21 protein-coding genes are annotated in these 22,490 nt (G+C 62.3%); 14 read left to right on the top strand and 7 right to left on the bottom strand.

Going from position 1 to position 22,490, the window contains the following annotated elements; all coding sequences use genetic code 11:
- Positions 1-6: 6 nt before the first annotated feature.
- Complete coding sequence (locus ACODTA_RS20595; protein ID WP_489068103.1) at positions 7-1,464, top strand: aldehyde dehydrogenase; 1,458 nt, start codon at positions 7-9, stop codon at positions 1,462-1,464.
- 342 nt (positions 1,465-1,806) lie between these two features.
- Here the strand turns inward: ACODTA_RS20595 and ACODTA_RS20590 are convergent, their stop codons facing one another.
- Complete coding sequence (locus ACODTA_RS20590; RefSeq protein ID WP_489068101.1) at positions 1,807-2,394, bottom strand: TetR/AcrR family transcriptional regulator; 588 nt, start codon at positions 2,392-2,394, stop codon at positions 1,807-1,809.
- 170 nt (positions 2,395-2,564) lie between these two features.
- On the opposite strand from ACODTA_RS20590, the gene ACODTA_RS20585 reads away from it, so the two are divergent.
- Complete coding sequence (locus ACODTA_RS20585) at positions 2,565-4,358, top strand: CocE/NonD family hydrolase (protein ID WP_489068099.1); 1,794 nt, start codon at positions 2,565-2,567, stop codon at positions 4,356-4,358.
- Positions 4,359-4,891: 533 nt separating this feature from the next.
- Positions 4,892-5,500, top strand: a complete 609-nt coding sequence (locus ACODTA_RS20580; protein ID WP_489068097.1) for a TetR/AcrR family transcriptional regulator — start codon at positions 4,892-4,894, stop codon at positions 5,498-5,500.
- A 27-nt stretch (positions 5,501-5,527) separates the two neighbouring features.
- On the opposite strand, the gene paaE is transcribed toward ACODTA_RS20580, so the two are convergent.
- Genes paaE through paaA form a run of 5 tightly spaced genes read right to left on the bottom strand, consistent with a single transcriptional unit; the run spans position 5,528 to position 9,197 of the window.
- Positions 5,528-6,607 carry a 1,2-phenylacetyl-CoA epoxidase subunit PaaE gene (paaE, locus tag ACODTA_RS20575; protein WP_489068095.1) on the bottom strand — a complete coding sequence of 360 codons (1,080 nt, stop codon included), beginning with the start codon at positions 6,605-6,607 and terminating at the stop codon, positions 5,528-5,530.
- Between the two features lie 9 nt (positions 6,608-6,616).
- Complete coding sequence (paaD, locus tag ACODTA_RS20570; protein WP_489068093.1) at positions 6,617-7,102, bottom strand: 1,2-phenylacetyl-CoA epoxidase subunit PaaD; 486 nt, start codon at positions 7,100-7,102, stop codon at positions 6,617-6,619.
- A complete protein-coding gene (paaC, locus tag ACODTA_RS20565) occupies positions 7,089-7,886 on the bottom strand; it encodes a 1,2-phenylacetyl-CoA epoxidase subunit PaaC (protein WP_489068091.1) in 798 nt (265 codons plus the stop codon). Before paaC ends, paaD begins: the two co-directional genes overlap by 14 nt.
- Positions 7,886-8,170: a 1,2-phenylacetyl-CoA epoxidase subunit PaaB gene (gene paaB, locus ACODTA_RS20560; protein ID WP_489068089.1), complete on the bottom strand. Its 285-nt coding sequence runs from the start codon at positions 8,168-8,170 to the stop codon at positions 7,886-7,888. Before paaB ends, paaC begins: the two co-directional genes overlap by 1 nt.
- 40 nt (positions 8,171-8,210) lie before the next feature.
- A complete protein-coding gene (gene paaA / locus ACODTA_RS20555; RefSeq protein WP_489068087.1) occupies positions 8,211-9,197 on the bottom strand; it encodes a 1,2-phenylacetyl-CoA epoxidase subunit PaaA in 987 nt (328 codons plus the stop codon).
- 133 nt (positions 9,198-9,330) lie between these two features.
- On the opposite strand from paaA, the gene paaG reads away from it, so the two are divergent.
- Genes paaG through ACODTA_RS20540 form a run of 3 tightly spaced genes read left to right on the top strand, consistent with a single transcriptional unit; the run spans position 9,331 to position 12,500 of the window.
- Positions 9,331-10,119, top strand: coding sequence for a 2-(1,2-epoxy-1,2-dihydrophenyl)acetyl-CoA isomerase PaaG (gene paaG, locus ACODTA_RS20550; RefSeq protein ID WP_489068085.1), 789 nt, complete (start codon positions 9,331-9,333; stop codon positions 10,117-10,119).
- A 26-nt stretch (positions 10,120-10,145) separates the two neighbouring features.
- Positions 10,146-12,176 carry a phenylacetic acid degradation bifunctional protein PaaZ gene (gene paaZ / locus ACODTA_RS20545; RefSeq protein WP_489068083.1) on the top strand — a complete coding sequence of 677 codons (2,031 nt, stop codon included), beginning with the start codon at positions 10,146-10,148 and terminating at the stop codon, positions 12,174-12,176.
- A gap of 21 nt (positions 12,177-12,197) precedes the next feature.
- Positions 12,198-12,500: an EthD family reductase gene (locus ACODTA_RS20540; RefSeq protein ID WP_489068081.1), complete on the top strand. Its 303-nt coding sequence runs from the start codon at positions 12,198-12,200 to the stop codon at positions 12,498-12,500.
- 64 nt (positions 12,501-12,564) lie between these two features.
- Here ACODTA_RS20540 and ACODTA_RS20535 read toward each other — a convergent pair whose 3' ends face one another.
- Positions 12,565-13,401 (bottom strand): M55 family metallopeptidase, encoded by an 837-nt coding sequence (locus tag ACODTA_RS20535; RefSeq protein WP_489068079.1) that lies wholly within the window; start codon positions 13,399-13,401, stop codon positions 12,565-12,567.
- A gap of 385 nt (positions 13,402-13,786) precedes the next feature.
- Here ACODTA_RS20535 and ACODTA_RS20530 point away from each other — a divergent pair, with 385 nt between their 5' ends.
- From ACODTA_RS20530 to ACODTA_RS20495, 8 genes are all read left to right on the top strand, one after another.
- Positions 13,787-15,358, top strand: coding sequence for an AMP-binding protein (locus ACODTA_RS20530; RefSeq protein ID WP_489068077.1), 1,572 nt, complete (start codon positions 13,787-13,789; stop codon positions 15,356-15,358).
- Positions 15,348-16,157: an enoyl-CoA hydratase/isomerase family protein gene (locus ACODTA_RS20525; RefSeq protein WP_489068075.1), complete on the top strand. Its 810-nt coding sequence runs from the start codon at positions 15,348-15,350 to the stop codon at positions 16,155-16,157. Before ACODTA_RS20530 ends, ACODTA_RS20525 begins: the two co-directional genes overlap by 11 nt.
- Positions 16,158-16,168: 11 nt before the next feature.
- On the top strand, positions 16,169-17,326 hold the full coding sequence (locus ACODTA_RS20520; RefSeq protein ID WP_489068073.1) for a DUF819 family protein: 1,158 nt from the start codon (positions 16,169-16,171) through the stop codon (positions 17,324-17,326).
- Positions 17,327-17,381: 55 nt separating this feature from the next.
- Positions 17,382-17,726 carry a nuclear transport factor 2 family protein gene (locus tag ACODTA_RS20515; RefSeq protein WP_489068071.1) on the top strand — a complete coding sequence of 115 codons (345 nt, stop codon included), beginning with the start codon at positions 17,382-17,384 and terminating at the stop codon, positions 17,724-17,726.
- A 6-nt stretch (positions 17,727-17,732) separates the two neighbouring features.
- The gene (locus tag ACODTA_RS20510; protein WP_489068069.1) at positions 17,733-18,869 is read left to right on the top strand and encodes a C45 family autoproteolytic acyltransferase/hydrolase; all 1,137 of its coding nucleotides are present in this window, start codon (positions 17,733-17,735) and stop codon (positions 18,867-18,869) included.
- Positions 18,870-18,953: 84 nt separating this feature from the next.
- Entirely contained in the window at positions 18,954-20,288 is a 1,335-nt protein-coding gene (locus ACODTA_RS20505; protein WP_489068067.1) for an MFS transporter, read from the top strand.
- Between the two features lie 47 nt (positions 20,289-20,335).
- A complete protein-coding gene (locus ACODTA_RS20500; RefSeq protein WP_489068065.1) occupies positions 20,336-21,418 on the top strand; it encodes a Gfo/Idh/MocA family protein in 1,083 nt (360 codons plus the stop codon).
- A gap of 26 nt (positions 21,419-21,444) precedes the next feature.
- The gene (locus ACODTA_RS20495) at positions 21,445-22,359 is read left to right on the top strand and encodes a beta-keto acid cleavage family enzyme (protein WP_489068063.1); all 915 of its coding nucleotides are present in this window, start codon (positions 21,445-21,447) and stop codon (positions 22,357-22,359) included.
- Positions 22,360-22,490: the final 131 nt, after the last annotated feature.

Here is a 22,490-nt window from a genome sequence, read left to right as displayed (position 1 = left end):
AAAACGATGAGCGAAGCGATCGTGCGGCTGCAGATCGGGGGAGAGTTGCGGGATGCGGCGTCGGGCGCCACGTTCGAGCGGCGCAATCCGCTGACCGGCGCGGTGGCGACCCGCGCCTCGGCCGGCGGGGTGGTGGACGCGATCGCGGCGGCGGACGCGGCGGCTGTGGCATTGCCCGGCTGGTCGGCGCTTGGCCCCAATGATTATCGCGCATTGCTGCTCAAGGCGGCCGACGCCGTCGCCGCGAAGGGGGATGCCTTCGTCGCCGCGATGATGACGGAGACCGGTGCGACCGAGGCCTGGGCACGCTTCAACGTCAGGCTCGCAGCGGGCATGGTGCGCGAGGCGGCAGCGCTCACCACCCAGGTTTCGGGCGAGGTCATCCCGTCCGACAAGCCCGGCAGCCTCGCCATGGCCATCCGCGAGCCCGCCGGCGTCGTGCTCGGCATCGCACCGTGGAATGGGCCGGTGATCCTGGGCGTCCGCGCCATCGCGACCCCGCTTGCCTGCGGCAATACGGTGATCCTCAAGGCGTCCGAGCTTTGCCCCCGGACTCACGCGCTGATCATCGAGGCTTTTGCCGAGGCGGGCTTCCCCGCCGGTGTCGTCAACCTGGTCACCAACGCGCCGGAGGATGCGCCCGATGTCGTCGGTGCGCTGATCGATCATCCGGCGGTGCGCCGGATCAGCTTCACCGGATCGACCAAGGTGGGCCGCGTCGTCGCCGAGCGGGCCGGTCGCAACCTGAAGCCGGTCCTGCTCGAGCTCGGCGGCAAATCGCCGCTATTGGTGCTGGAGGATGCCGATCTCGACGAGGCGGTGAAGGCCGCCGCATTCGGCGCCTTTTTCAACCAGGGCCAGATCTGCATGTCGACCGAGCGGATCATAGTGGTCGATGCCGTCGCCGACGCCTTTGTCGAACGCTTCGCCGCGAAGGCCGCGACGATGATCGCGGGTGATCCGAGCGAGGGCCGCGCGCCGCTCGGTGCGCTCATCGACCGCAAGGCCGCGGAGAACGCTGCCGTGCTGATCGCGGACGCGCTTGCCAAGGGCGCGACCAGGGTAGTGGGCGATCCGGCCGAGGGCATGTTGATGAACGCCACGGTGATCGACAATGTGACCGCGGAGATGGCGCTCTATTCGCAGGAGAGTTTCGCGCCGATGGTCGCGGTGATCCGTGCGCGTGACGAAGCGGATGCGATCCGGCTCGCCAATGACAGCGATTACGGGCTGACCGCGGCGGTCTTCACTCGTGACGTGGCCGCCGGCCTGCGCGTGGCGCGCCAGATCAAATCGGGCATGTGCCACATCAACGGCCCCACCGTGCATGACGAGGCGCAGATGCCGTTCGGCGGCACCAAGGATTCGGGCTATGGCCGCTTCGGCGGCAAGGCCGGGATCGACCAGTTCACGGAGTTGCGCTGGATCACCGTGGAGACCCAGCCGGGCCATTATCCGATCTGATCGGGCATGTTATTGGGCGTGCGCTGGCGCCCTTCGCGTCGAAGCACGGCGGTTTCGCTCTCGGCTTGCGGATCGTTGCGCGCCGCTATCTGCTCGTGCCCGCCAAGGGGCTCGATCGCGTGCTGTGTTCGAATTCGACGATGCGCGCGGCCGGCTGCGATTGCACGATGATGGCCATGCGGTGATGCGGCCCGGCGCCGGGCCCCGGCATCTCGTTTTCCATCCGACGCCTCCGCTATCGAAGGGCTGACCAGCGGCGATCCGGTCGCTGAGCGCTATCAGGGCGCTGGCTTTTGCGGCAAATATTATACGCGCGGCGAGCCCGTGGATTCCCGGTAATCCTCAATCGACGCCGCAATCGAGAAGCGCCGTCAATTCCCGTGTCACGATGCGCTGCAATTGCTCGAGCGAGATGCGTTCGGCGATCGCTGCGTAGTTGCGAAGGCCTTCGAGGAAGCAAAGGATCGACAGTGCTCGATCCTGAACCTCCTCGTCCGTGAGGCGGGGGCATAGGCGGCGCACGGTCGTTTCCAGCATATGAACCGCATGGCCCGTCACCTTTTCGATGAGCGGCCGCAATTCCGGTGCGCGCAATCCGTCCATTTGAAGCTCGCCCAGCGATATCGCGCGTTCGCGCCCGCCGGGGCCGGCCACGAAATCGAGATTGTTCAGCGACCATCGGACGAATGTCAGCAGGTCGGGCGCCGTGCCCAGCCTGTCGAGATGTTCGAGATTACGCTGCAGCATCCCCCTCAGCAACTCGGTCTTGGTCGGGAAATGGACATAGACTCCGCCTTTGCTGAGCCCGGCCGCCTTCGCCACGTCGCGTAGCGTGGTCTGGTTCCAGCCCTTCTCCCAGCAGCAACGATCGACCGCGTCGAGAATCCGTTCGCGGCGGTCGGCCATATAGTCTTCGGGGCGCTTGGGCATGGCGTTCCTAAATTCGTTCCGATGCGGATGAAGTCATCTACCGGCTCGGGAACCGCGGTAAACCCAGGAAATCCAAAGTCGCCAAACCTAAGCACAGCCCGTCACGCATCACAAGTTCTTTACAAACCGGCCAGCCGCCCTTTATTTGTGGTGGCAAGGGAGGATTCGATATGGGAAAGACGGTTCAAGGAAAATCGCGACGCGCCAGGCTTGGCGCGGCATCATTGGCGGCGCTGCTGCTTGCCACGGGCGCGGCCGCACAACCCGTGCCGGCATCGCCGGGCAAGCCGCTGCGTCAATTGTTCGATCTGCGCACGCCGATGCGCGACGGCGTCGAACTGTCTTCGGACGTTTGGCTGCCACAAGCGGACGGCCGATATCCTGTCATCCTGATCCGCACGCCTTATGTGAAGACGGATCCGATGAGCGCCCAGGCCGTCGTTCTCGGCCGATATTTCGCCGAACATGGCTATGCGGTGGTCGTTCAGGACGTGCGCGGCCGCGGCGATTCGGACGGCAAGTTCGATTTCTATTTCCAGGAAGCGGCGGATGGCCACGATAGCGTGGAGCAGCTGGCGGCGCAGCCATGGTCCAACGGCCGTGTCTGCATGATGGGCGTTTCTTATCTCGGCGCCGTGCAATGGCTGGCCGCGAAGGAGCGCCCGCCCCATCTCGCCTGCATCGCGCCGACATCGCCGTCCGGCAGCTATCAGGACGAGCTGCCGCGAACCGGCGGCGCCTTCATGATGATGTGGGCGCTGATGTGGCTCAACGAAACGTCGGGCCATGTCAGCCAGGGCGGCAATATGGGCGCGGCCGACCTGGCCAGGGTGTTTTCCCATCGGCCTCTGCTGACGATGGACGAGGCGTTCGGCCGGCGCATGCCGCTTTTCCGCAAGTTCGTGGAGCATGACCTGCTCGACGATTACTGGAAGCGCATCCAGTTGGGGCCTGCCGATTTCGCCCGGATCGACATCCCGATCCTGGCGACCACCGGCTGGTTCGACGGCGATCAGGAAGGCGCCTTGCACTATTGGCGCGGCATGGAAGCGCGCGGCGGTGGCGCGAAGGACCAGTATCTGACGATTGGACCCTGGAACCATATGCAATCCTATACCGGCGGCGCCGAGAAGATCGGCGAGCTCGCGCTTCCCAAGGAATCGATCGTCGACAACAAGGCGATGCACCTCGCTTTCTTCGATCGCTATCTGAAGCAGTCGGCATCGCGTTTCGATCAACCCCATGTGCGACTGTTCGTCAGCGGCACGAATGTCTGGCGCAATTTCGACGCTTTTCCGTTGCGGGAAGCGACGGAGACGCGGCTTTACCTGTCGAGCCGCGGCGCGGCTAACAGCGTGCGGGGCGATGGCGCGCTGCGTTGGGCAAGGCCGGCGCGCGCCGGTCGTGACACCTATCTGTACGATCCGAAGAATCCGGTGCCGCTGAACCTCAACGCGGAGCTGTTCGCCGGGGACCGCAAGGAAGCGCAATCCCGGCAGGACGTACTCGTCTACACATCTCCGCCGCTCGAAAAGGCTGTCGAGGTGATCGGGCCGGTCGCCGTCGAGCTCTTCGCCGCCAGCGACGCGAAAGACACCGATTTCACGGCGGCGATCTCCGATGTCGGGCCGGATGGTAAGGCGATATTGCTGGGATCCAAGCCCGTCGGCATCATTCGCGCCCGCTATCGCGACGGGCCGACGGCGCAACCTTCACTGCTGACGCCGGGCAAGGCCGAACGCTATCGCATCAATCTCGGCGCGATCGGGCATGCCTTTCTGCCGGGACACCGGATCCGCGTCGAAATTTCGTCGAGCGCCTTTCCAATGTTCAATCCCAACCAGAATACCGGCAACCCGATCGCGACCGACACGGAATGGAAGAACGCCAATCAGACGATCTTCCATGGCGGCGCGCGCGCATCGGCGTTGATCCTTCCGGTTTATGGCGGCGAGCGGAGGTGAAGATCTGATCGCGGTCATCGCTTTTCCAAGGGGGGCGGTGATCCGGCATGAGCGAAGGGTCGAGATGGATGATCAGGCGCGGGCATCCGGCGCCTTCGCCAGGTTCGCCGCGGCAGGAAGGTCGTCGCGCTCGTCGGGTTCAGGAACAACGCGAGCACGGGCAGCATCGGCGCGATATTGTCGAGCGGATTCAGTCAGAGTTCGTGCCACAGGCCGTAGTGGGGGACGGAGTTCACCGAGCGCGATCCAGAAGAGTGTCTTGGTTGGGATCGGATGAAGCGGCGTCGTCATCACACGACTGATATCCACGGATGGTGGCGCTGTCAGTCTTGTGCGAACCGCTATTTGCTGGGTTGCTTGATCCCGAATTTAATCCGCTTCGGGCCGCAGCCCATGATGACTCTGCCTGCGTGGCGTTTGCTCAACGAAGGGCCATCGGCAGGCGCCCATGGCGAAGGGTGTTCTCGTCGCGAACGGCATGTTAGCGATGGTATGGATTTGCTGCATGCACGATTATCATTGGAGACTGTCGGTTGGCACGAACGCAAGCGCCGGAATATGAAGAGCGTCGTGAGAAAATTGTCGAGAAAGCGGCCGATCTTATCGCGGAGCTTGGATTTCGCGGTACCACCCTCGGCGAACTCGCGGTCGCCTGCGGCTATTCCAAGTCACTGATTTATTATTATTTTTCTTCGAAGGAGGAAATCCTCTACGCGGTGATGGCCTCACATGTCGATGTGCTGGTGGAGGATGTGAGCAATGTGACCGCGCTCCATCGACCGCCCAGGGAGGCGCTCGGCATGCTGATCCGGACGTTCATGCAGCATTATGTCGGAGCCGCGAGCCGGCAGAAGGTGTTGCTGAACGAGCTCAACAGCCTTCCAGAAGACAAGCGCGCCATCGTCGTGGCCAAGCAAAGACGGGTCATCGATGCGGTCCAGTCGTTGCTGGTGGAGATCGAGCCGTCTCTCCGTGGGGACGAAGCAAGGGCGCGCGTGAAGACGATGCTGCTGCTCGGCATGATCAACTGGACGCATACATGGTTCGATCATGGTGGCCCGGTCAGCAGCGAGGATGTTGCCGACATGGTTTGCGAACTGATCGGCATTGGGCGCCCGATATCGCCGCAGCCGGCAGATTAAGACGCGCTCCGCGGATCGGGCGCCCGGCTACGCGTCATAGTCCAGCACGACATTGTCGGTGAGCGGAACTGCCTGGCAGGTCAGCACATAACCTTGCGCGATTTCATCCATGGTCAGGCCGTAATTGGCGTTCATATGGACTTCGCCCTGCACAAGCTTTGCCCGGCAGGTCGCGCAAACGCCGGCCTTGCACGCAAATGGCGCGGGCAAGCCGGAGGCGCGGGCATTCTCCAGGATGCTGCCCTGTTCGGCATCGAAGGCGAGTGTTCGTTTCCGGCCGTCGAGGATCAACCGCATTCGTCTGCCCGCTGCGTCCAACTGCCGCGCACGCGCCGCCGCATCGGCGTCGGCTTCCGGCTTGCGGTCGACGGTGAAGCGCTCGACCAGGATCTTGTGCGGGGGCACCCGGGCTGCGATCAGTGCTTGCTGGACGGCATCCATCATCGGGCCGGGGCCACAGATGAAGGCGGCGTCGATCTCTGTCGGCGAGACCAGAATCCGCAGAATCTCGGCCATCTTGCAATCGTCCAGGCGGCCATTGAAGAGCTCGACCTCTTCTTCTTCCTCTTCAAGGAAGTGATAGACTTCCAGCCGGTCCAGATAGCGGTTCTTGAGCAGCGCGATGTCTTCGAGGAACATGACCGAATTGGAGGATCGGTTGCCATAGAGCAGCACGAAGCGACTGGCCGGTTCGACATCGAGCGCCGTCTTGAGGAGTGACAGGATGGGCGTAATGCCAGAGCCGCCGGCAAAGCCGGCATAGGTCGCGCGGCGATCGGGATCGAAGGTTCGGGTGAAGCTGCCATGTGGCGTCATCACCTCCACTTCGTCGTCGGCCGCCAGGTTGCTGTTCGCCCAGGTCGAGAAGAGGCCGCCGTCGATCCTCTTTATGGCGATCCGTAGCTCTCCTTCGTGCGGTGCGGCGCAGATCGAATAGTTGCGGCGAACATCCTCTCCTGCGAGTTCGCGTCGCAGCGTGAGGTGCTGGCCCGGGCTGAACCGAAAATCGTTCACGAGCGACGCGGGAAGATCGAAGCACAGGGATATCGAGTCCTCCGTCTCGCGGCGAACCTCCCTGATCCTGAGTTTATGAAAACTGGCCGACATCCTGGCTTCCTAATGGCATTTGAACAGGTCGAACGGCTCCAGGCAGCTTCGGCATCGCCACATCGCCTTGCATGGCGTCGAGCCGAACCTGCTCACCTCCTGTGTGTCGTTCGATCCGCAGCATGGGCATTCGACGGACGTGGAATGAGGTGGGGAAGGCGGCGCGATCCCATAACGCTTGAGCCGGTCCCGACCGCGCTCATTGATCCAGTCGGTGGTCCAGGCGGGGGCAAGAGCCGTCCGGATCGGAACATCGCGAAAGCCGGCCCGGTCGAGCGCGGCGCGAATGGCCATCTCGATCGCCTGCGTCGCGGGACAGCCCGAATAGGTGGGGGTGATGATCACGCCGGGCGGGGCTGTCTCGACTCCGCGCACGATTCCGAGGTCGATGACCGACACCACGGGAATCTCGGGATCGGGCACCTCCGCCAGCGCGGACAGAATCCGCGCGACCGCATCGGCGTCGAGCGATGCTGAGGGGCTACCAGACCGCATCGAAATAAGCGCGCGGAAGATATTGCAGGGTTGCCAGCAGATGACCGAGATGTTCGCTATGATGGCCAGTGCGGCCGCCCCTCACCGCGCGCGGATAAGCCGGGGCAGGAAGCTTCGCTTCGGCCAACACAGATGCGATGCGGGTGTCGAAGCCTGCACGCAGCTTCGTCTTGTCGGCGGCGATGCCGGCGGCGAGCAGGGCGTGCTCCGTTTTGTCGAGGTCGAACAATTCGTCCACGAAGCGCCAATGCCAGTCGAGGCCGGAAATCATCCGCGCGCGGCTCTCCGCAGTGCCGTCGCCGAGCCGGATGACCCACTCCGCGGCAAGGTCGGCATGATAGGACACTTCCTTCGCACCCTTGGCGGCGATCTCGCTCAGGCGCGGTTCGGTCGAGCAGGACAGCGCATCGAGCGCCGCGTGCTGATAGGTCGAGAACAGGAACTGCCGCGCGATCGTCCGCGCGAAATCGCCATTGGGTTGCTCGACCATCAGGCAATTGCGGAACGCCAGCGCGTCCCGGTGGAAAGCGAGGCGATCGCCGTCGCGATCCTTGCCCTCCACCTCGCCCGCGAGATTGAGCAGCAGCGTCGCCTGGCCGATCAGATCGAGGCCGATATTCGCCAGGCTGAGCTCGATTTCGAGAGCCGGCGCATGTCCGCACCATTCGGTGAGGCGCTGGCCCAGGATGAGGCTGTCGTCGCCCAGCCGAAGCAGATATTCGAAAAGGGCGGGGTGCCAGCGCGCTTCGGCGTCGTGCCGGCCGGCGGAGACGAGCTGGGCCATCAGATGTGCTTCACGACGTCTGGAATGTCGTAGAACGTCGGATGTCGGTAGATCTTGGTCTCGGCGGGCTCGAACAGCGGACCGGACGCGGCCGGATCCGAAGCGACGATATCGCCCGAACGCATGACCCAGATGCTGACGCCTTCAAGGCGACGCGTATAAGTGTCGCGCGCATGGCGGATCGCCAGTTCACCGTCAGGGGCATGGACTGACCCCACATGCCTGTGGCTCAATCCTCCCCTGGCGCGGATAAAGACTTCCCAAAGCGGCCATGTCCCGCCCATCATCTGTCTCCCGGTTCAATCGATGCGTGTTGTTGAGCAGTCATGCGGCGAGTGCGCGTCGTTTCGCCTCATGCGCCACGGCGGCTTCACGAACCCAGGCTCCATTCTCCCAGGCCTCGCGTCGGGCATCCATGCGTTCCTTCGCCATCGGCCCTTCGCCGCGCACGACGGCGTGGAATTCCTCCCAGTCGATCGCGCCGAAATCATGCTGGCCGCGATCATCGTTCCATCCAAGATCGGGGTCGGGGATGGTGAGGCCGAGAAACTCGGCTTGCGGCACGGTCACGTCGACGAATTTCTGGCGGAGCGCGTCATTGGTGTCGCGTTTGATCCGCCAGCGCATCGATTGGGCGGAGTTCGGCGAACTCTCGTCGGGTGGACCGAACATCATCAACGATGGCCACCACCAGCGATTGAGCGCATCCTGCGCCATCGCCTTCTGCTCCGGCGTACCGTTCGCCATCGCCATCATGATCTCGTAGCCTTGGCGCTGGTGGAAACTTTCCTCCTTGCACACGCGCACCATGGCGCGCGCATAGGGGCCATAGGATGTGCGCTGGAGCGGCACCTGGTTCATGATCGCGGCGCCATCGACCAGCCAGCCGATCGCGCCGATATCGGCCCAGGTCAGCGCCGGATAATTGAAGATCGTCGAATATTTGGCGTGGCCGGCGTGCAGCGCTTCGATCATCTCCTCGCGGCTCGTGCCCAGTGTCTCGGCGGCGCAATAGAGATAGAGGCCGTGCCCGGCTTCATCCTGGATCTTGGCGAGCAGGACCGCCTTGCGCCGTAGCGAGGGCGCCCGCGTCAGCCAATTGCCCTCGGGCAGCATGCCGATGATCTCGCTATGCGCATGTTGCGAGATCTGCCGGATCAGCGTCTTGCGATAAGCCTCTGGCATCCAGTCCTTGGGCTCTACGAACGCGTCGGTGGCGATGCGCGCCTCGAACCCCGCGACCAGCGCTGGGTCCTCATGGCCCGGTGACGCAACCTTCCCATCTCCCTTGCCAAGCTCGGTCGTATACATTGCGGCTCCTCCGGCGAGGGGCTCTTATATAATAGTCTGACTGGACGGTCAATGAATGGATGTCGCATATTGATACTTGCCAATAATTGATCGACCGGTCATTCTATAAATTCAAAGCGGTTGGAGAAGGGCCATGTACGAGACGATATTGCTCGGGATCGCGGGCGGCGTCGCGCGCATGACCTTCAATCGGCCCGATCGGCTCAACAGCTTCACGGTGGCGATGCACGACGAAGTCGCCAGCGCGCTCACGGCGCTGGAGGCGGCGGCGGATGTCCGGGCCTTGCTCATCACCGGCGCCGGGCGGGGGTTCTGCGCCGGCCAGGATCTAAACGATCGCACGGTCTCCCCGGAGGGCGGCAGCGTCGATCTCGGGCTGTCGGTCGAGCGCTATTACAATCCGCTGATTCGTCGCCTGACGTCGCTCGACATGCCCGTGATTTGCGCGGTGAACGGCGTGGCGGCGGGTGCGGGTGCGAATATCGCTCTGGCCTGCGATATCGTCCTCGCCGCACGCAGCGCGAAATTCATCGAGTCCTTCGCGGCCATCGGTCTCATTCCGGATTCGGGCGGGTCATGGGCACTGCCCCGCCTGGTTGGGCAGGCGCGCGCGCTGGGCATGGCCCTGACCGGTGACCCGATCGGGGCGGAGCAGGCCGCGGACTGGGGACTGATCTGGAAATGCGTCGATGACGCGGCACTGATGGCGGAAGCCGAGGCGCTGGCATTGCGGCTCGCGGCGGGGCCGACACTCGGCCTCGCCGCAACGAAGCGCCTGATCCGCGGCACATGGCAGAAGTCGCTCGATACCGACCTCGACGATGAGCGCGATCTCATGCGCCTGCTGGGCGCATCGGCCGATTATCGCGAAGGCGTCGCCGCATTCCTGGAAAAGCGCCGCCCCAATTTCACCGGCAATTGAGCCGCAACCGTTTTGGAGATGACCTGATGGCGACGCGTGTCGTGAAGAGTTTCGTTCGGGGCCAATGGTGCAGGGGCAAGGACGATCTCGTGCCTGTCCATTCGGCGATCGACGGCCAGGTGGTCGCGGAGGCGGGAAGCGGCGGAATCGATTTCGATGGGGTGGTCGAGCATGGCCGCGCGGCTGGAGGCAAGGCGCTCCGCGCGATGACCTTCCATGAACGCGCGATGATGCTGAAGGCGCTTGGCCAGGCGATCATGGCGCGCAAGGAGGAGCTGTACGAACTCGCCCAGGCGACGGGCGCCACGCGCACCGACAATGCCATCGATATTGAAGGCGGCGCCGGAACACTCTTCTCCTTCGCCTCCAAGGGGCGACGCGAATTGCCCAACAGCCATATCCTGCTCGATGGGGATACGGAGGTCGTCAGCAAGACCGGAAGCTTTGTCGGGCAGCATGTCTACACGTCGCTTCAGGGCGTCGCTGTTCATATCAACGCCTATAATTTCCCCGTCTGGGGCATGCTCGAAAAGCTTGGGCCGACGCTGTTGGCGGGCGTCCCCGCGATCGTGAAACCCGCCCAGCAAACCGGCTATGTCGCTGAGGCTGCGGTCAGGATCATGCTCGATGCCGGGATTCTGCCGGATGGCGCGCTGCAGCTCATTTCGGGAGGTGTGGGCGACCTGTTCGATCACCTGACCGGCCAGGACGTCGTCGCCTTCACCGGTTCGGCCAGGACGGCGGCGCTTCTGCAGCGCCATCCGATCATCGCCCGCGAGTCCGTCCGCTTCACGGCGGAGCGGGATTCGCTCAATGCCTCGATCCTCGGGCCCGACGCTGCGCCGGGCAGCCCGGAATTCGATCTCTTCATCAAGGAGGTCGTCAAGGAGATGACGGTCAAGGCGGGACAAAAATGCACCGCCATCCGCCGGGCCATGGCGCCCGCCCATCTGCTCGATGCGGTGCAGGCGGCGCTGTCCGCGCGCCTGTCCAGCATCGTCGTTGGCGATCCGCGCATCGAAGGCGTGCGGATGGGCGCGCTTGCCAGCCGCGCCCAGCTCGCCGATGTGCGTGAGAAGATCGCCGATCTGTCGAAGGTCGCGCCGGTGGTCTTCGGCGAGGGGGACCATGAAGGCCCGCGCGGAGAAGGGCTTGATGGGGGCGCCTTTTTGACGCCGATCCTGATGCGGACCGACGATCCGTGGAATGCGGCGGCGGTGCATGATGTTGAAGCCTTCGGGCCTGTCGCGACGATCATGCCTTATCGCGATCTGGAGGATGCGGTGGCGCTCGCCAATCGTGGCAAGGGTTCGCTCGCCATCTCCGTCTTTACGCATGATGGCGATGTCGCACGCGACATATTGCTCGGTACGGGCTCCAACCATGGGCGCATGGTCTTCATCGACAGGGACAGCGCGAAGGAGTCGACGGGGCATGGTTCTCCGCTTCCAGTGCTTGTCCATGGCGGGCCGGGCCGGGCCGGCGGCGGCGAGGAACTGGGCGGCATGCGCGGCGTGAAGCATTATATGCAGCGCACCGCCTTGCAAGGTAGTCCCGCCATCCTGACCCGAATGCTCGGCCAGCATATTGCCGGCGCGCCGGTGACCGAAGGCGACCGGCATCCGTTCCGGCTGCGCTTCGGCGAGCTGGAGCCGGGCTACAGCATCCGGACGGCGGCGCGAACCGTCACCCTGGACGATATCGAGCATTTCGCGCACTTCACCGGCGATACCTTCTACGCGCACATGGATGAGGAGGCGGCCGCGGCCAGTCCGATCTTCGGCGGTCGCGTGGCGCACGGATATCTGATCCTGTCCTTCGCGGCGGGGCTGTTCGTCGATCCCGCGCCGGGGCCGGTGCTCGCCAATTACGGCCTCGAAAGCCTCCGTTTCATCAAGCCGCTGAAGCCCCGCGACAGCATGAGGGCGCTGCTGACCGCTAAGTCGAAAACGCTCAAGGCGCCCGACCTGGGCGAGGTCAGATGGTCGGTGAGCGTGACCAACCAGGATGACGAGCTGGTCGCGACATATGATCTTCTGACGATGAACGCGGTTTGAGATTCAACCAGGGAGACCATGATGAAGAAGCTGATCGCGCTCTACAAGACTCCGGCGGATCCGGAGGCTTTCATGAGCCATTATCGGACCCGGCACCTGCCGCTGGTCGAAAAAATCCCGGGTCTGGTCAGGGCCGAGCTGACACTTGTCGAGCGCACGCTCGTTGGCGAGGCGGGCAACTATCTTCTGGCGGAGATGTATTTCGAGGACGATCGGTTCAGGGACGCGATGCGCAGCCCCGAAAATGCAGCGACGGGCAAGGATCTCGCGATATTCGCCGACGGGCTCGTCACCGTCATGGCCGGCGCTGTGCTGGCGGACTGACGGCAGGCTGCCCTCCAGCGCCGGCCATGACGGTGACGAGCGCTGGAGGGGCGGCAATGTGTTCCTATGCGAGCTGTGGCCGATCCTTCGGCTGATAGAACATGCCGAAGGAGATGAACTTCATCACCTGCTCCATGGTCTGGAGCGTCGCGCCGATGGACGCCGCACCGGTGCGCTCCACCCATGGCAGATAGTTCCACATGTCCGCCTGGATACGATTCTTGAATTCGAGCTCGACCTGGAACTCCGACGGCAGCGACATCAGCGATATCGCATCCCTGCGGGCGAACGCCCGGGCAACGCCGTCCTTGATCAGTTTTCGCGCGACGGCGGGTTTCAGGGTGTTGATCGCTGCGAGGCCATAGGTCTTCTTGGTGACGACCGTCTCGATGTCGCTGTTGAGGTCCTTGACGTGGTCGATATAGCTCTCGTCGCCTGAAGAAAAGATCGTCTTGATCCCGAAATGCGCGGCAAGCATCGCGTTGAAGCCGGTTTCCGAATTGCTTTCGCCATTGATGCGAATGTCGCGATAACAGCCGCCATGATAAGTGTGGGACAGTAATCCTGCCGGCGAAAGGCTGCTGGTGTGATGGCCGATGAAGACGACGGCTTCGTATGGGCCATCCTCGACGCCCTGCATCTGCAGCAACGGGCGCGGCCAGGACCGGACGACGCGCATATAATCGGGCACTTCGTCGATCAATATGTTCTGGCCGGTTCCGTGCCCGTCGGCGACGACCACTTCTTCCACACCCGCTTCGTGCAGTGCTTCGGCGGCGGCGACGACTTCGCCCGTCATCCATTTGCGCGCGGATTGGAATTCCCAGCCCGTGGGCGTGAGCTGGGGTGAGTTCGTGATGCCTGCCACGCCCTCGATATCAGCGGAAATATAAGCTCGCATCCGGCATGTCCTTCATGTGTGTTTGTATAAATGAATGTTCATTCATTCGGCTAACACTGCTCGATGTGTCGTTCAAGCGATTCTTGGGCGGTGCATATCGGGAGCACGCCGCCCTCATGGCTAACGGCGTGCCGGCATCCGCATATCTGGCGAATCGACGGTGACGAATCCGTTCCTTTGCTTGTCGCCAATGCCGGGGCATTTCGACTTTACACCGGAACGAGTTTATATTAATGACCATTCATTAGTTAAAAATATGCGCATGTTCCAGCACCTTGCCGGCAATGCGCAACGCTGCGGGATCATGGCCCGAGGGCGGTTTTTGGGGGTGGTTGCGCGGTCAATGTCTAAAGGCTCGGACTCTGAGGCGACGATTATCCGGGAGATGGTTCAGCGCGCGGCGGGGCGCTGGCCCGACAGGGTCGCGCTGGTCTTCGATGCTTCGGGGGAGCAATTCACCTTCGCCGAGCTGGAAAGCCGGACCAACAGGGTGGCGAACTTCCTGACGGATGAATGCGGCATCGCGGCGGGCGATAAGGTTGCGCTCATGCTGCCGAACATCAGCGCTTATCCGCTGTTCTGGCTGGCGCTCGCGAAGCTGGGTGCGATCACGGTTCCGCTCAATCCGGCTTATCGGATGGAGGATGCGCGACATCTGCTCACGCATTCCGGGGCGCGCCTGATCGTCACCACGCGCGAACATCTGGAGATCGTCGAGGAGATTCGACGGGCATCCACCGATCTGAAGCATGTTCTGTTGCTCAATGCCGATGGCGGCGGCGAGCCGCTTTTCGAGAAGATCCGATCCCATGCGGATCGTCCCCCGACTGTGGATATTCTCCCCGATACGGTGACGAACATCCAATATACGTCAGGCACCACCGGTTTGCCCAAGGGGTGCCTGCTCACCAACCGCTACTGGATGCAGATCGCCGATGTGATCGTGTCGTCGATGAAGCCGGAACTGGGCGTAGAGGACGTCATTCTGACGGCCCAGCCATTCTCCTATATCGACCCGCACTGGAACCTTATCGTTTCATTGTGCAGCGGCGCCAGGCTGGTCGTTCTCGAACGCTTCAGGCCGTCGCAATTCTGGTCGAAAGTGGCGAAGCACGGCGTCACCTTCTTCTACTGCCTTGGCGCCATGCCGACCTTGTTGCTGAAAATGCCGGTGTCGGGGGATGAAACCGCGCACAGGGTGAGGCGGGTGGTCTGCTCCGGCATTCCGATGGACCGCCATGCCGAACTGGAAGAAAGATACGGGGTGCCCTGGGTGGAGGCCTATGGAACCACCGAAACCGGTGCGGACATCAGCGACTGGACGCTGGAGGATCATGCCGGCCTGGTCGGCAGCGGCTGCCTGGGGACGGTGAGCCCGTACCGCGTGGCGCGCGTCATCGACGAGGATGGGAAAGATGTCGGCGTCGACGAGGTGGGGCAGCTCATCCTGAAGGGGCCCGGCATCATGCTGGGCTATTATCGGAACGAGGCGGCGACCGCGACGGCGATCAGGGATGGCTGGTATCATAGCGGCGATCTGGTCCGCCGGGACGCGCAGGGCCGCTTCTTCTTCAGCTCCCGGCAGAAGGACATGATCCGCAGGGGTGGGGAAAATATCTCGGCGGCCGAAGTCGAGGCGGTGCTGCAGATGCACCCCGACGTCGTGATCGCCGCCTGCGTGCCCGTCGCCGATGATCTGCGCGAGGAAGAGGTGAAGGCCTATATCGTCCTGCGCGACCAGGGCGGCGATCTGTCCACGAAACTTGCCGAAATCATCGAATTCTCCAGCGCCAGATTGGCGCGATTCAAGATCCCCAGGCACTGGGAGTTCAGGACGGAGCTACCGATGACTCCATCGGAGAGAGTGAAGAAGAACGATCTGTCCTCCGGCGCTGGCCAATGGGCGCGCTATGATCGGGTGACGGGCCATTGGTCGAACGCTCTCCATGGCAAATAGAATATCTTCCAGGAAAGCATTGAGCATGATCGATCCGATACAATACGGAACAGAAAATGGCGTCTGTACTGTCACGCTGAACAGGAAGGAAAAAAACAACGCCTTCAATCATTCTATGCTGAATGATCTGGTGTCCGCATTGCGCCAGGCCAATGACGACGCTTCATGCAAGGTCATATTGCTGAACGCCAATGGCGAGAATTTTTCCGTTGGTGACGATCTGGTGGATGCCACCGATCAGATGCCCGACGTGACCCAGCTTCGGGGGTTCATGGACTCGCTGCAGGATGTTTCGCGCAATCTGATGTTCAACCGCAAGCCCATCGTCGGCGCCTTCCAGGGCTGGGTTGTCGGTGGCGCGGTTTCCTGGGCGCTGAACTGCGACTTTCCGGTCTGGGCCAACAGTGCCAGGGCGTATCTGCCCGAAACCAAATACGGGATCTTCGCCAGCGGCGGCGCGTCGTTCCTGCTTCCCCATCGCGCCGGGCACCTGCTGGCCATGGAGATGTTCTTCAGCGGCGAAAAATACGGCGCTGATTTCATGCGCGAAAATGGTCTGGTGCGCAGGGTCGTCGCCGATGAGGATCTGCAAGGCGAAGCTTCGAAGCTTGCCGTCAGATTGGCCAAATATTCCGCCACATCGCTGGGCGACTACAAGGATTCGATCGTCAGCACCTATCGCGATCGGCTGGAGAAAGCGATCCAGAACGAGTGTTTCCACTGCATCATCGCCAGCCAGAATCCGGCGGTGAAGGAAAACCTCCACAAATTCGTCCAGAATCTGTCGGGCAATTCGTGATCATGCCGGCGATGGCGATCTTCACAGTCCTTCTGGGCGTCGTCGGCGTCTATCTGTGGCTGGAGGAGCAGAAGCTGGCCGGGCGTGTATTCGAATATGCGCCGCCGATCCTGCTGATCTTCATAACCTGCATGATCCTCGGCAATCTGGGATTATTGCCGCACGAAAGCGAGGCCTATTCCTGGACCAGGAAATACCTCATGCCGTTCGCGATATTCCTGTTCATGATATCGGTGAATATCCGGGCCATCTTCAAGCTCGGCCGTCTGGTGACGATCATGGTCGTTTCCGGAATGCTCAGCGTCACCTTCGGCTTCGTGGCCGCGACATTCCTGTTCTCCGACCAGATCGGGCTGGAGGCGTGGTCGGCGATCATCGCGTCCTATGCTGGCGCGATCGGTGGATCCCAGAATCTTGTCGCCATGGCGGAAACGTTCAAGGCCTCGCCGGGCATCCTTGGCGCGCTGATCGCCGTGGATTCGATTGTCGGATATAGTTTCCTCGCGCTGCTGATCTACTTCGCCAGCTACAAGACGAAATTCGACGGCTGGCTGCGTGCCCGTGAGGGGACGCTGGAACTGGTGCATGAACTGTCCAGCGTCGTTAGCCAGAAACCCCACCCGGTCAGCAGCGGCGGGCTGGCGATGATCATATTCCTGGGGTTCGCGGTGACGCTGGCGTGCCGGTTCGCGGGCGATTTCATATCGGCGCAGTTCGCGTCGATCACGATCCTGGCGCCGATCATGACGCTGCTGCTTGTCGTCACCGTGGGGTTGCTGCTGTCGCTGTCGCCGATCAAGCAGTTCAACGAGCATGGGACCACCCAGATCGGCAAGATCAGCCTCTATCTGATGATGGCGGTTCTCGGCGCCGGGGCGTCGATCGAGCATGTGTGGCAATATCGCATCTTCCTGATCTACAGCCCGGTGCTGTTGCTGATCAGCCTCGTCACCATGCTTCTCATCGGTCGGTATCTGCGCGCGCCCATGGTTCTCGTGATCACCGGCCTTTATGCCAATCTCGGTGGGACCGTGACCAATCCCATTCTCGCCGCCGCCTATGACCGGGGCTTCGTGACCGTCGCGCTGATGATGGCGATCTTCACCCAGATCATGGGGATGTATGTTCCGCTTCTCCTGGTGCCCGTCATCCACGGAATACTCAGTTGAACCTGAAATCTTTCATCGGATGGAAGATTGAACGGATTGCACAAGGTCAAATCTGATGAACGAAGACATCACGGGGCCGGTCGATCGGCAATTGTCGGCATATAACGATCACGATGTGGATCGATTTGTCGAACCCTATGACGAAGATATCAGAATCTATAATTTCCCGGATGAGCTTCTCTGCGAGGGCAGGGATGTGCTGCGTGAAATGTATAGAGGCATTTTCGAGCGGGCGCCCCGGATCAACGCCAGGCTGGTCAATCGTATCGTCGTGCAGAACAAGATCATCGACGAGGAGTTTGTGACCAATCGGGCCGGCAAGGCCGATATGCGCGCCGTCGCCATATATGAGGTCACGAACGGGCGGATCACGAAAGTCCATTTCCTGAAGGAAGGTTGATCCGACATGCAGGCGCAGGATTTGCGGATCATCAGGCTTTCCGGATCTCCCCTGAACCGGGGCAGGGTACACGGGGAGGAATTGCGCGAGGAGATCCGCGCGCTGAGCGCCGCGCATCGCGACGCCATCGCGCGCGTCCATGGCGTACCCGCCGAGGATTATCTGCAGGATTTCCTGGCCTATCAGAAATTTTCCGGCGCGATCTCCGCCTATTGCCCGGATCTGATGGAGGAAGTGCGCGGCATCGCTGAAGGTGCCGGCCTGCCGGTCGAGACAATCCTCCTGTTGCAGCTCAGCGATGAGGAATGGGTGTTCGGCCGCACCATGTGGAGCGGCCGGGATCCGGCGGATTTCCGATCGAAATGCACGGCCTTCGGCCTGCACGATGCAGTGAACGGCGCGGGCTATGCCGGGCAGAACATGGATATTCCGCCGTTTCACGAGGGCTATCAGATCGTTTTTCACGTGGACTATGGGCGCGACGGGCTGGAGGCCTTCATCTTCGGCTCCGCCGGCAGTCTCGGGTTCATGGGGTTGAACAACGCGCCGCTTGGCATTTGCTGCAACACGCTGATGCAGTTGCCGTCCTCGAACGACGGCTTGCCGGTGGCCTTTGTGTTGCGCTGCTTGCTGGAGTGCGTTTCCCATGAAGAAGCACAAGCGTTTCTGCGTTCGGTGCGGCATGCCTCTGGGCAGAATTACCTGTTGTCCGCCGATCGCGGCATCGGAACATTCGAATGCTCGGCCGAAGGGGTGACCATGGTTCCCAATCCAGCCCGGCGCAACTGGATCTGCCATTCCAACCATGTTCTGGGCGATACCGGCTGGGGCCGTGAATTGCCGCCGCACAAGCTGGAGAATTCGGTGGCGAGGCTCGCATCGATCGTCGGCCGGGTCGCGGACCTGTCGATCCGGCCGACGCTCGACGGCTTCAAGGCCGCCCTTTCGGCTTGCGATGATCCCCAACACCCCGTGTCGCGAAAACTGGCCGCCGCCAGCGTCAGCGACACCATGTCCTACACGGCGGGCTCCGCCATCTATGAACTGGGCGAGCGCGTGAAAATGCACATTGCCCCCGGTCCGCCCTGCGAAACCGATTTCTGCGTTCTTGAGTTCGGAAATCGGCTTTCGCGCCAGTCATAGCGCCACGATGCGATCGCCCGTCGCGACGCCCGGCCTGCACCTTTGGGAAGACTTATGCGACCGCCACCGGAAATCGAAGACAGGATGCGGGTCAGGCACCTGATCGGATATGGATTCGGCTCGATCGGCACTGGGGCGTTCACGACCGTGCCCGGGCTGCTGCTGCTGTTCTACATGACCAATTATCTCGAGATCCCGGTGCATCTGGCAGCGTTCGGAGTCTTCGTTCCCAAGATGTGGGATGTCATCATCGACCCCCTGATCGGCATGCTCTCGGATCGGACCCGCCACAAATGGGGGCGGCGCCCCTATCTGCTGGTTGGCGCCATCGTCACCGGCATCTTCTTCTGCGCGCTGTTCAACGTGCCCGCCTATGAATCGGCGTTCGTCCGCTTCTGGCATGTGACGTTATTGTTCGTGCTCTGCACGACCGGCTACACGATATTTTCCATCCCCTATATCGCAATGCCTGCCGAGATGACGGCGAGCCCGGCGGAGCGGACGCGGATCGTGTCCTACCGGATGGTCTTCCTGTTCGTCGGCATCGTCTTGTCGGGTGGCCTCGCGCCGGTACTGGTCGATCGTTTCGGCGGCGGTGTCGGCGGCTATGGCGTGATGTCATTGATATTGGGGGGCATTATCGGCATCGCCATGCTGATCTCCTATTTCGGGACGCCTGAAAAAAGCCTTCCCGAAATGCCGCAATCGGGCCCGATCTGGCGATCCGTGGTAGAGGGGCCGTTCAGGAACACCGCCTATCTTAAAGTGTTCGCGACCTATGCGATCCAGTTGACAGGTTTCGGCTGCCTGCTGGTCGGCCTGCCTTATTACACGACCTATGTGCTGGGCGGCGGCGGACCGCAATTGACGGCGATATTCCTGCTGCTCAACGGTGCCGCGATCATCTCGATTCCAGCCTGGCTGAAAATGTCGACCGGCATCGGAAAGGTCAGCGCGTTCAAGCTGAGCGGCATCATCCTGGTCCTGTCGATGGCCGCGTTCTGGCTGGTCTCCCAGCCTTCGGCGGTCCTCGCCGTTTATGGCGCGATCGTCTGTGTCGGCATCGGTTTTGCCGGGCAGCAGGTGCTGGGTCTGGCGCTGCTCCCGGATCTGGCCGAACTCGACCCGTCCACCGATAGAACGGCCAATCTTTCGGGCATCTATACCGGGATCTGGCTGGCGGGCGAAAAAACCGGTTTCGCCATCTCCGCCTTCGCGGTCGGCATCGTGCTGAGCATGGCGGGGCTGGTGGAAACCAGCGCAGGCAGTGTCGCGCAGGCTCCTCGGGTCGTCGAGACGATCAAATTCTGTACCGCGCTCGCCCCGGCCATATTCATCGCGTTCGGGCTGCTGGTGATGCGGCCGATCGGAAACGACCTGGCGGCTTCGGGGCTTCGGCGATCGTTCGCCGACACCTGAGGCGGCTGCGTGATTTAGTCGAACGACATCGAAAGAACGGGAAACGCATGCGGAAATTGCGGGTTGGAATCGTGGGAGCCGGCGGGCTGGTCGCGGACGTCCATTTCGAGGCTTATCGGACGCTGTCGACCATCGAGGTGGTTGCCGGCGCGGAACTGGACGAGGCGGCACTGACCCGTGTCACCCGCAAATGGGGCGTGACCGGCTATGTCGATGTCGAGCAGATGCTCGCGAAGGAAGCGCTCGATATCGTCTGCATCTGCGTGCCCGCCCGCTATCACCGCGCGGTCGCGGAGAAGGTCGCCGCACACAAGGTCCATATCCTGATTGAGAAGCCGCTGGCGACGACGCTGGAGGATGGCCAGGCTATCATCGACATATGCGACCGGCATGGCGTGAAGCTTTACTATGGCGCGTCCTACCGCAGCCTCACCGCCAATATCAAAGCGCGGGAAATGATCCGGAGCGGCGCCATCGGCGACGTGTCGATGGCGATGGAGATCGTGATCGGCGGCAACGGGCTCGACAGCTACACGGAATGCGGTCCGCATCATTACGCGCCGGGCACGCCGGGCGGCTGCGGCATGGGCATCATGGATCACGGCATCCATCTGATCGACCTGTTCGCATGGTTCCTGGAATCTGAGGCCGATACGGTGTTCGGGCGCGGGAATATCTCGGGCGCGCATCCGGCATCCGAACATGTGACCGTGACCTACAGGAACGGCGCGGTGGCCCATCTGATCGCCAATACGATCAGCTTTCCGACATTGCTGCCGACCGAAGGCATCTTCAGATGGGGTGGCAACTGGGACGCGCAGAACAACCTGACGCTGGAGCCCGGCTGGTCCACGCATCCGGTGAATTTCCAGGTCCATGGGAGCACGGGGGCGCTGCGAATCTATCCCTATGCGGAGCAGCTCGTCCATTTCAACGGGGACGGGCTGACTCCGATCCGTCTCGATCACCACCCCATGCCCCGCAATTTCGCGCTGCAGATGGAGTCCTTCGTCGACAGCATCCGGTGGGACGCGGCGCCGGCGGTCACTGGCCAGGACGGGCTCAACGCCCTCCGGGTCATCCTCGCGGCCTATGAAAGCGCCGAAAAACGGCAGCTCATCCAACTCTGATCCCGTATCATTCGAAGGAAACACGCATGGCGATGAAACAGAAAGTCATCCTGACCTGCGCGGTCGTGGGCGAAAACGACTATAACCGGGCGCACCCTAATTTTCCGGTGACGCCGCAGCAGATCGCGGACGCGGCCTGGGAAGCGGAACAGGCGGGCGCATCGGCTGTCCATCTGCATGTCCGCGATCCCGAAAGTGGCAAGGGCAGCCGTGATCCCGCGCTGTTCCTCGATATGGCGACGCGCGTCCGCGACAAGGGCGTGACGGCGATTATGAACATCACCTGCGGCGGCGGGGCGTTCTTCATGCCGGATCCCGAGGATGAGAGCAGGGCCGGCGCGGGCAGCGACGTCGCCAGCGCCGAGGAACGCGTCCGCCATATCGAAATGACGCTGCCGGACATGTGCTCGATCGATGTGACCACGCAGAACCAGCAGGATGGCGACAGAGACTATGTCTATCTGAACACGCCATATACGTTGCGGAAGATGGCGCGGACGTTCCAGCGACTGGGGGTCAAGCCTGAGATCGAGGTGTTCGCGCCCGGCGATATCCTGCTTGCCAGGAAAATGATCGACGAGGGCATTTTTGACGCGCCCCCCTGTTTCCAGATCGTGATGGGAACGCGGTGGGGATTGCCCGCGACGCCCGAAACCATGATCTATATGCGCGATCTTCTGCCGGCGGATGCTCAATGGGCGGCGTTCGGGATCGCCCGCATGCAGATGCCGATGGTGGCGCAGGCGGTGCTTCTGGGCGGTAATGTCCGCGTGGGCCTGGAAGACAATCTCTATCTGACGCGCGGGGTGTTCGCCACCAACGGCCAGCTTGTCGAGCGCGCGCGGAGCATCATCGAGAATCTGGGATGCGAAGTCGCGACGCCGGAGGAAGCGCGCGCCATGCTCGGCATCGGCACGGTGCGCGGGGCCGCCGCGGCGTAACGCGCCGTCCCTTTCGATCGCCGCACGATTGCCATTGCATTTCGTCGCGCGAATCATTTATGAATGAATATACATTAATAAAAATATGCGCCGCGTCTCTCGCGTATCGGGGGCTGGCCAAACCGCGAAGG

The organism is Sphingomonas sp. FG14, assembly GCF_057809675.1.
This window is presented reverse-complemented; position numbering and strand designations above follow the sequence as displayed.

What these genes read in the sequence shown, in the direction of transcription:
- paaE (WP_489068095.1), bottom strand. Translation starts at nt 6,607, where the DNA reads ATGTCGGCCAGTTTTCATAAACTCAGGATCAGGGAGGTTCGCCGCGAG.
- ACODTA_RS20535 (WP_489068079.1), bottom strand. Translation starts at nt 13,401, where the DNA reads ATGCGAGCTTATATTTCCGCTGATATCGAGGGCGTGGCAGGCATCACG.
- ACODTA_RS20510 (WP_489068069.1), top strand. Translation starts at nt 17,733, where the DNA reads ATGCAGGCGCAGGATTTGCGGATCATCAGGCTTTCCGGATCTCCCCTG.
- paaA (WP_489068087.1), bottom strand. Translation starts at nt 9,197, where the DNA reads ATGTATACGACCGAGCTTGGCAAGGGAGATGGGAAGGTTGCGTCACCG.
- paaZ (WP_489068083.1), top strand. Translation starts at nt 10,146, where the DNA reads ATGGCGACGCGTGTCGTGAAGAGTTTCGTTCGGGGCCAATGGTGCAGG.
- paaD (WP_489068093.1), bottom strand. Translation starts at nt 7,102, where the DNA reads ATGCGGTCTGGTAGCCCCTCAGCATCGCTCGACGCCGATGCGGTCGCG.
- ACODTA_RS20500 (WP_489068065.1), top strand. Translation starts at nt 20,336, where the DNA reads ATGCGGAAATTGCGGGTTGGAATCGTGGGAGCCGGCGGGCTGGTCGCG.
- ACODTA_RS20530 (WP_489068077.1), top strand. Translation starts at nt 13,787, where the DNA reads ATGGTTCAGCGCGCGGCGGGGCGCTGGCCCGACAGGGTCGCGCTGGTC.
- ACODTA_RS20520 (WP_489068073.1), top strand. Translation starts at nt 16,169, where the DNA reads ATGGCGATCTTCACAGTCCTTCTGGGCGTCGTCGGCGTCTATCTGTGG.
- ACODTA_RS20515 (WP_489068071.1), top strand. Translation starts at nt 17,382, where the DNA reads ATGAACGAAGACATCACGGGGCCGGTCGATCGGCAATTGTCGGCATAT.
- ACODTA_RS20540 (WP_489068081.1), top strand. Translation starts at nt 12,198, where the DNA reads ATGAAGAAGCTGATCGCGCTCTACAAGACTCCGGCGGATCCGGAGGCT.
- ACODTA_RS20590 (WP_489068101.1), bottom strand. Translation starts at nt 2,394, where the DNA reads ATGCCCAAGCGCCCCGAAGACTATATGGCCGACCGCCGCGAACGGATT.
- ACODTA_RS20595 (WP_489068103.1), top strand. Translation starts at nt 7, where the DNA reads ATGAGCGAAGCGATCGTGCGGCTGCAGATCGGGGGAGAGTTGCGGGAT.
- paaB (WP_489068089.1), bottom strand. Translation starts at nt 8,170, where the DNA reads ATGGGCGGGACATGGCCGCTTTGGGAAGTCTTTATCCGCGCCAGGGGA.
- ACODTA_RS20585 (WP_489068099.1), top strand. Translation starts at nt 2,565, where the DNA reads ATGGGAAAGACGGTTCAAGGAAAATCGCGACGCGCCAGGCTTGGCGCG.
- ACODTA_RS20495 (WP_489068063.1), top strand. Translation starts at nt 21,445, where the DNA reads ATGGCGATGAAACAGAAAGTCATCCTGACCTGCGCGGTCGTGGGCGAA.
- ACODTA_RS20505 (WP_489068067.1), top strand. Translation starts at nt 18,954, where the DNA reads ATGCGGGTCAGGCACCTGATCGGATATGGATTCGGCTCGATCGGCACT.
- paaG (WP_489068085.1), top strand. Translation starts at nt 9,331, where the DNA reads ATGTACGAGACGATATTGCTCGGGATCGCGGGCGGCGTCGCGCGCATG.
- ACODTA_RS20525 (WP_489068075.1), top strand. Translation starts at nt 15,348, where the DNA reads ATGGCAAATAGAATATCTTCCAGGAAAGCATTGAGCATGATCGATCCG.
- paaC (WP_489068091.1), bottom strand. Translation starts at nt 7,886, where the DNA reads ATGGCCCAGCTCGTCTCCGCCGGCCGGCACGACGCCGAAGCGCGCTGG.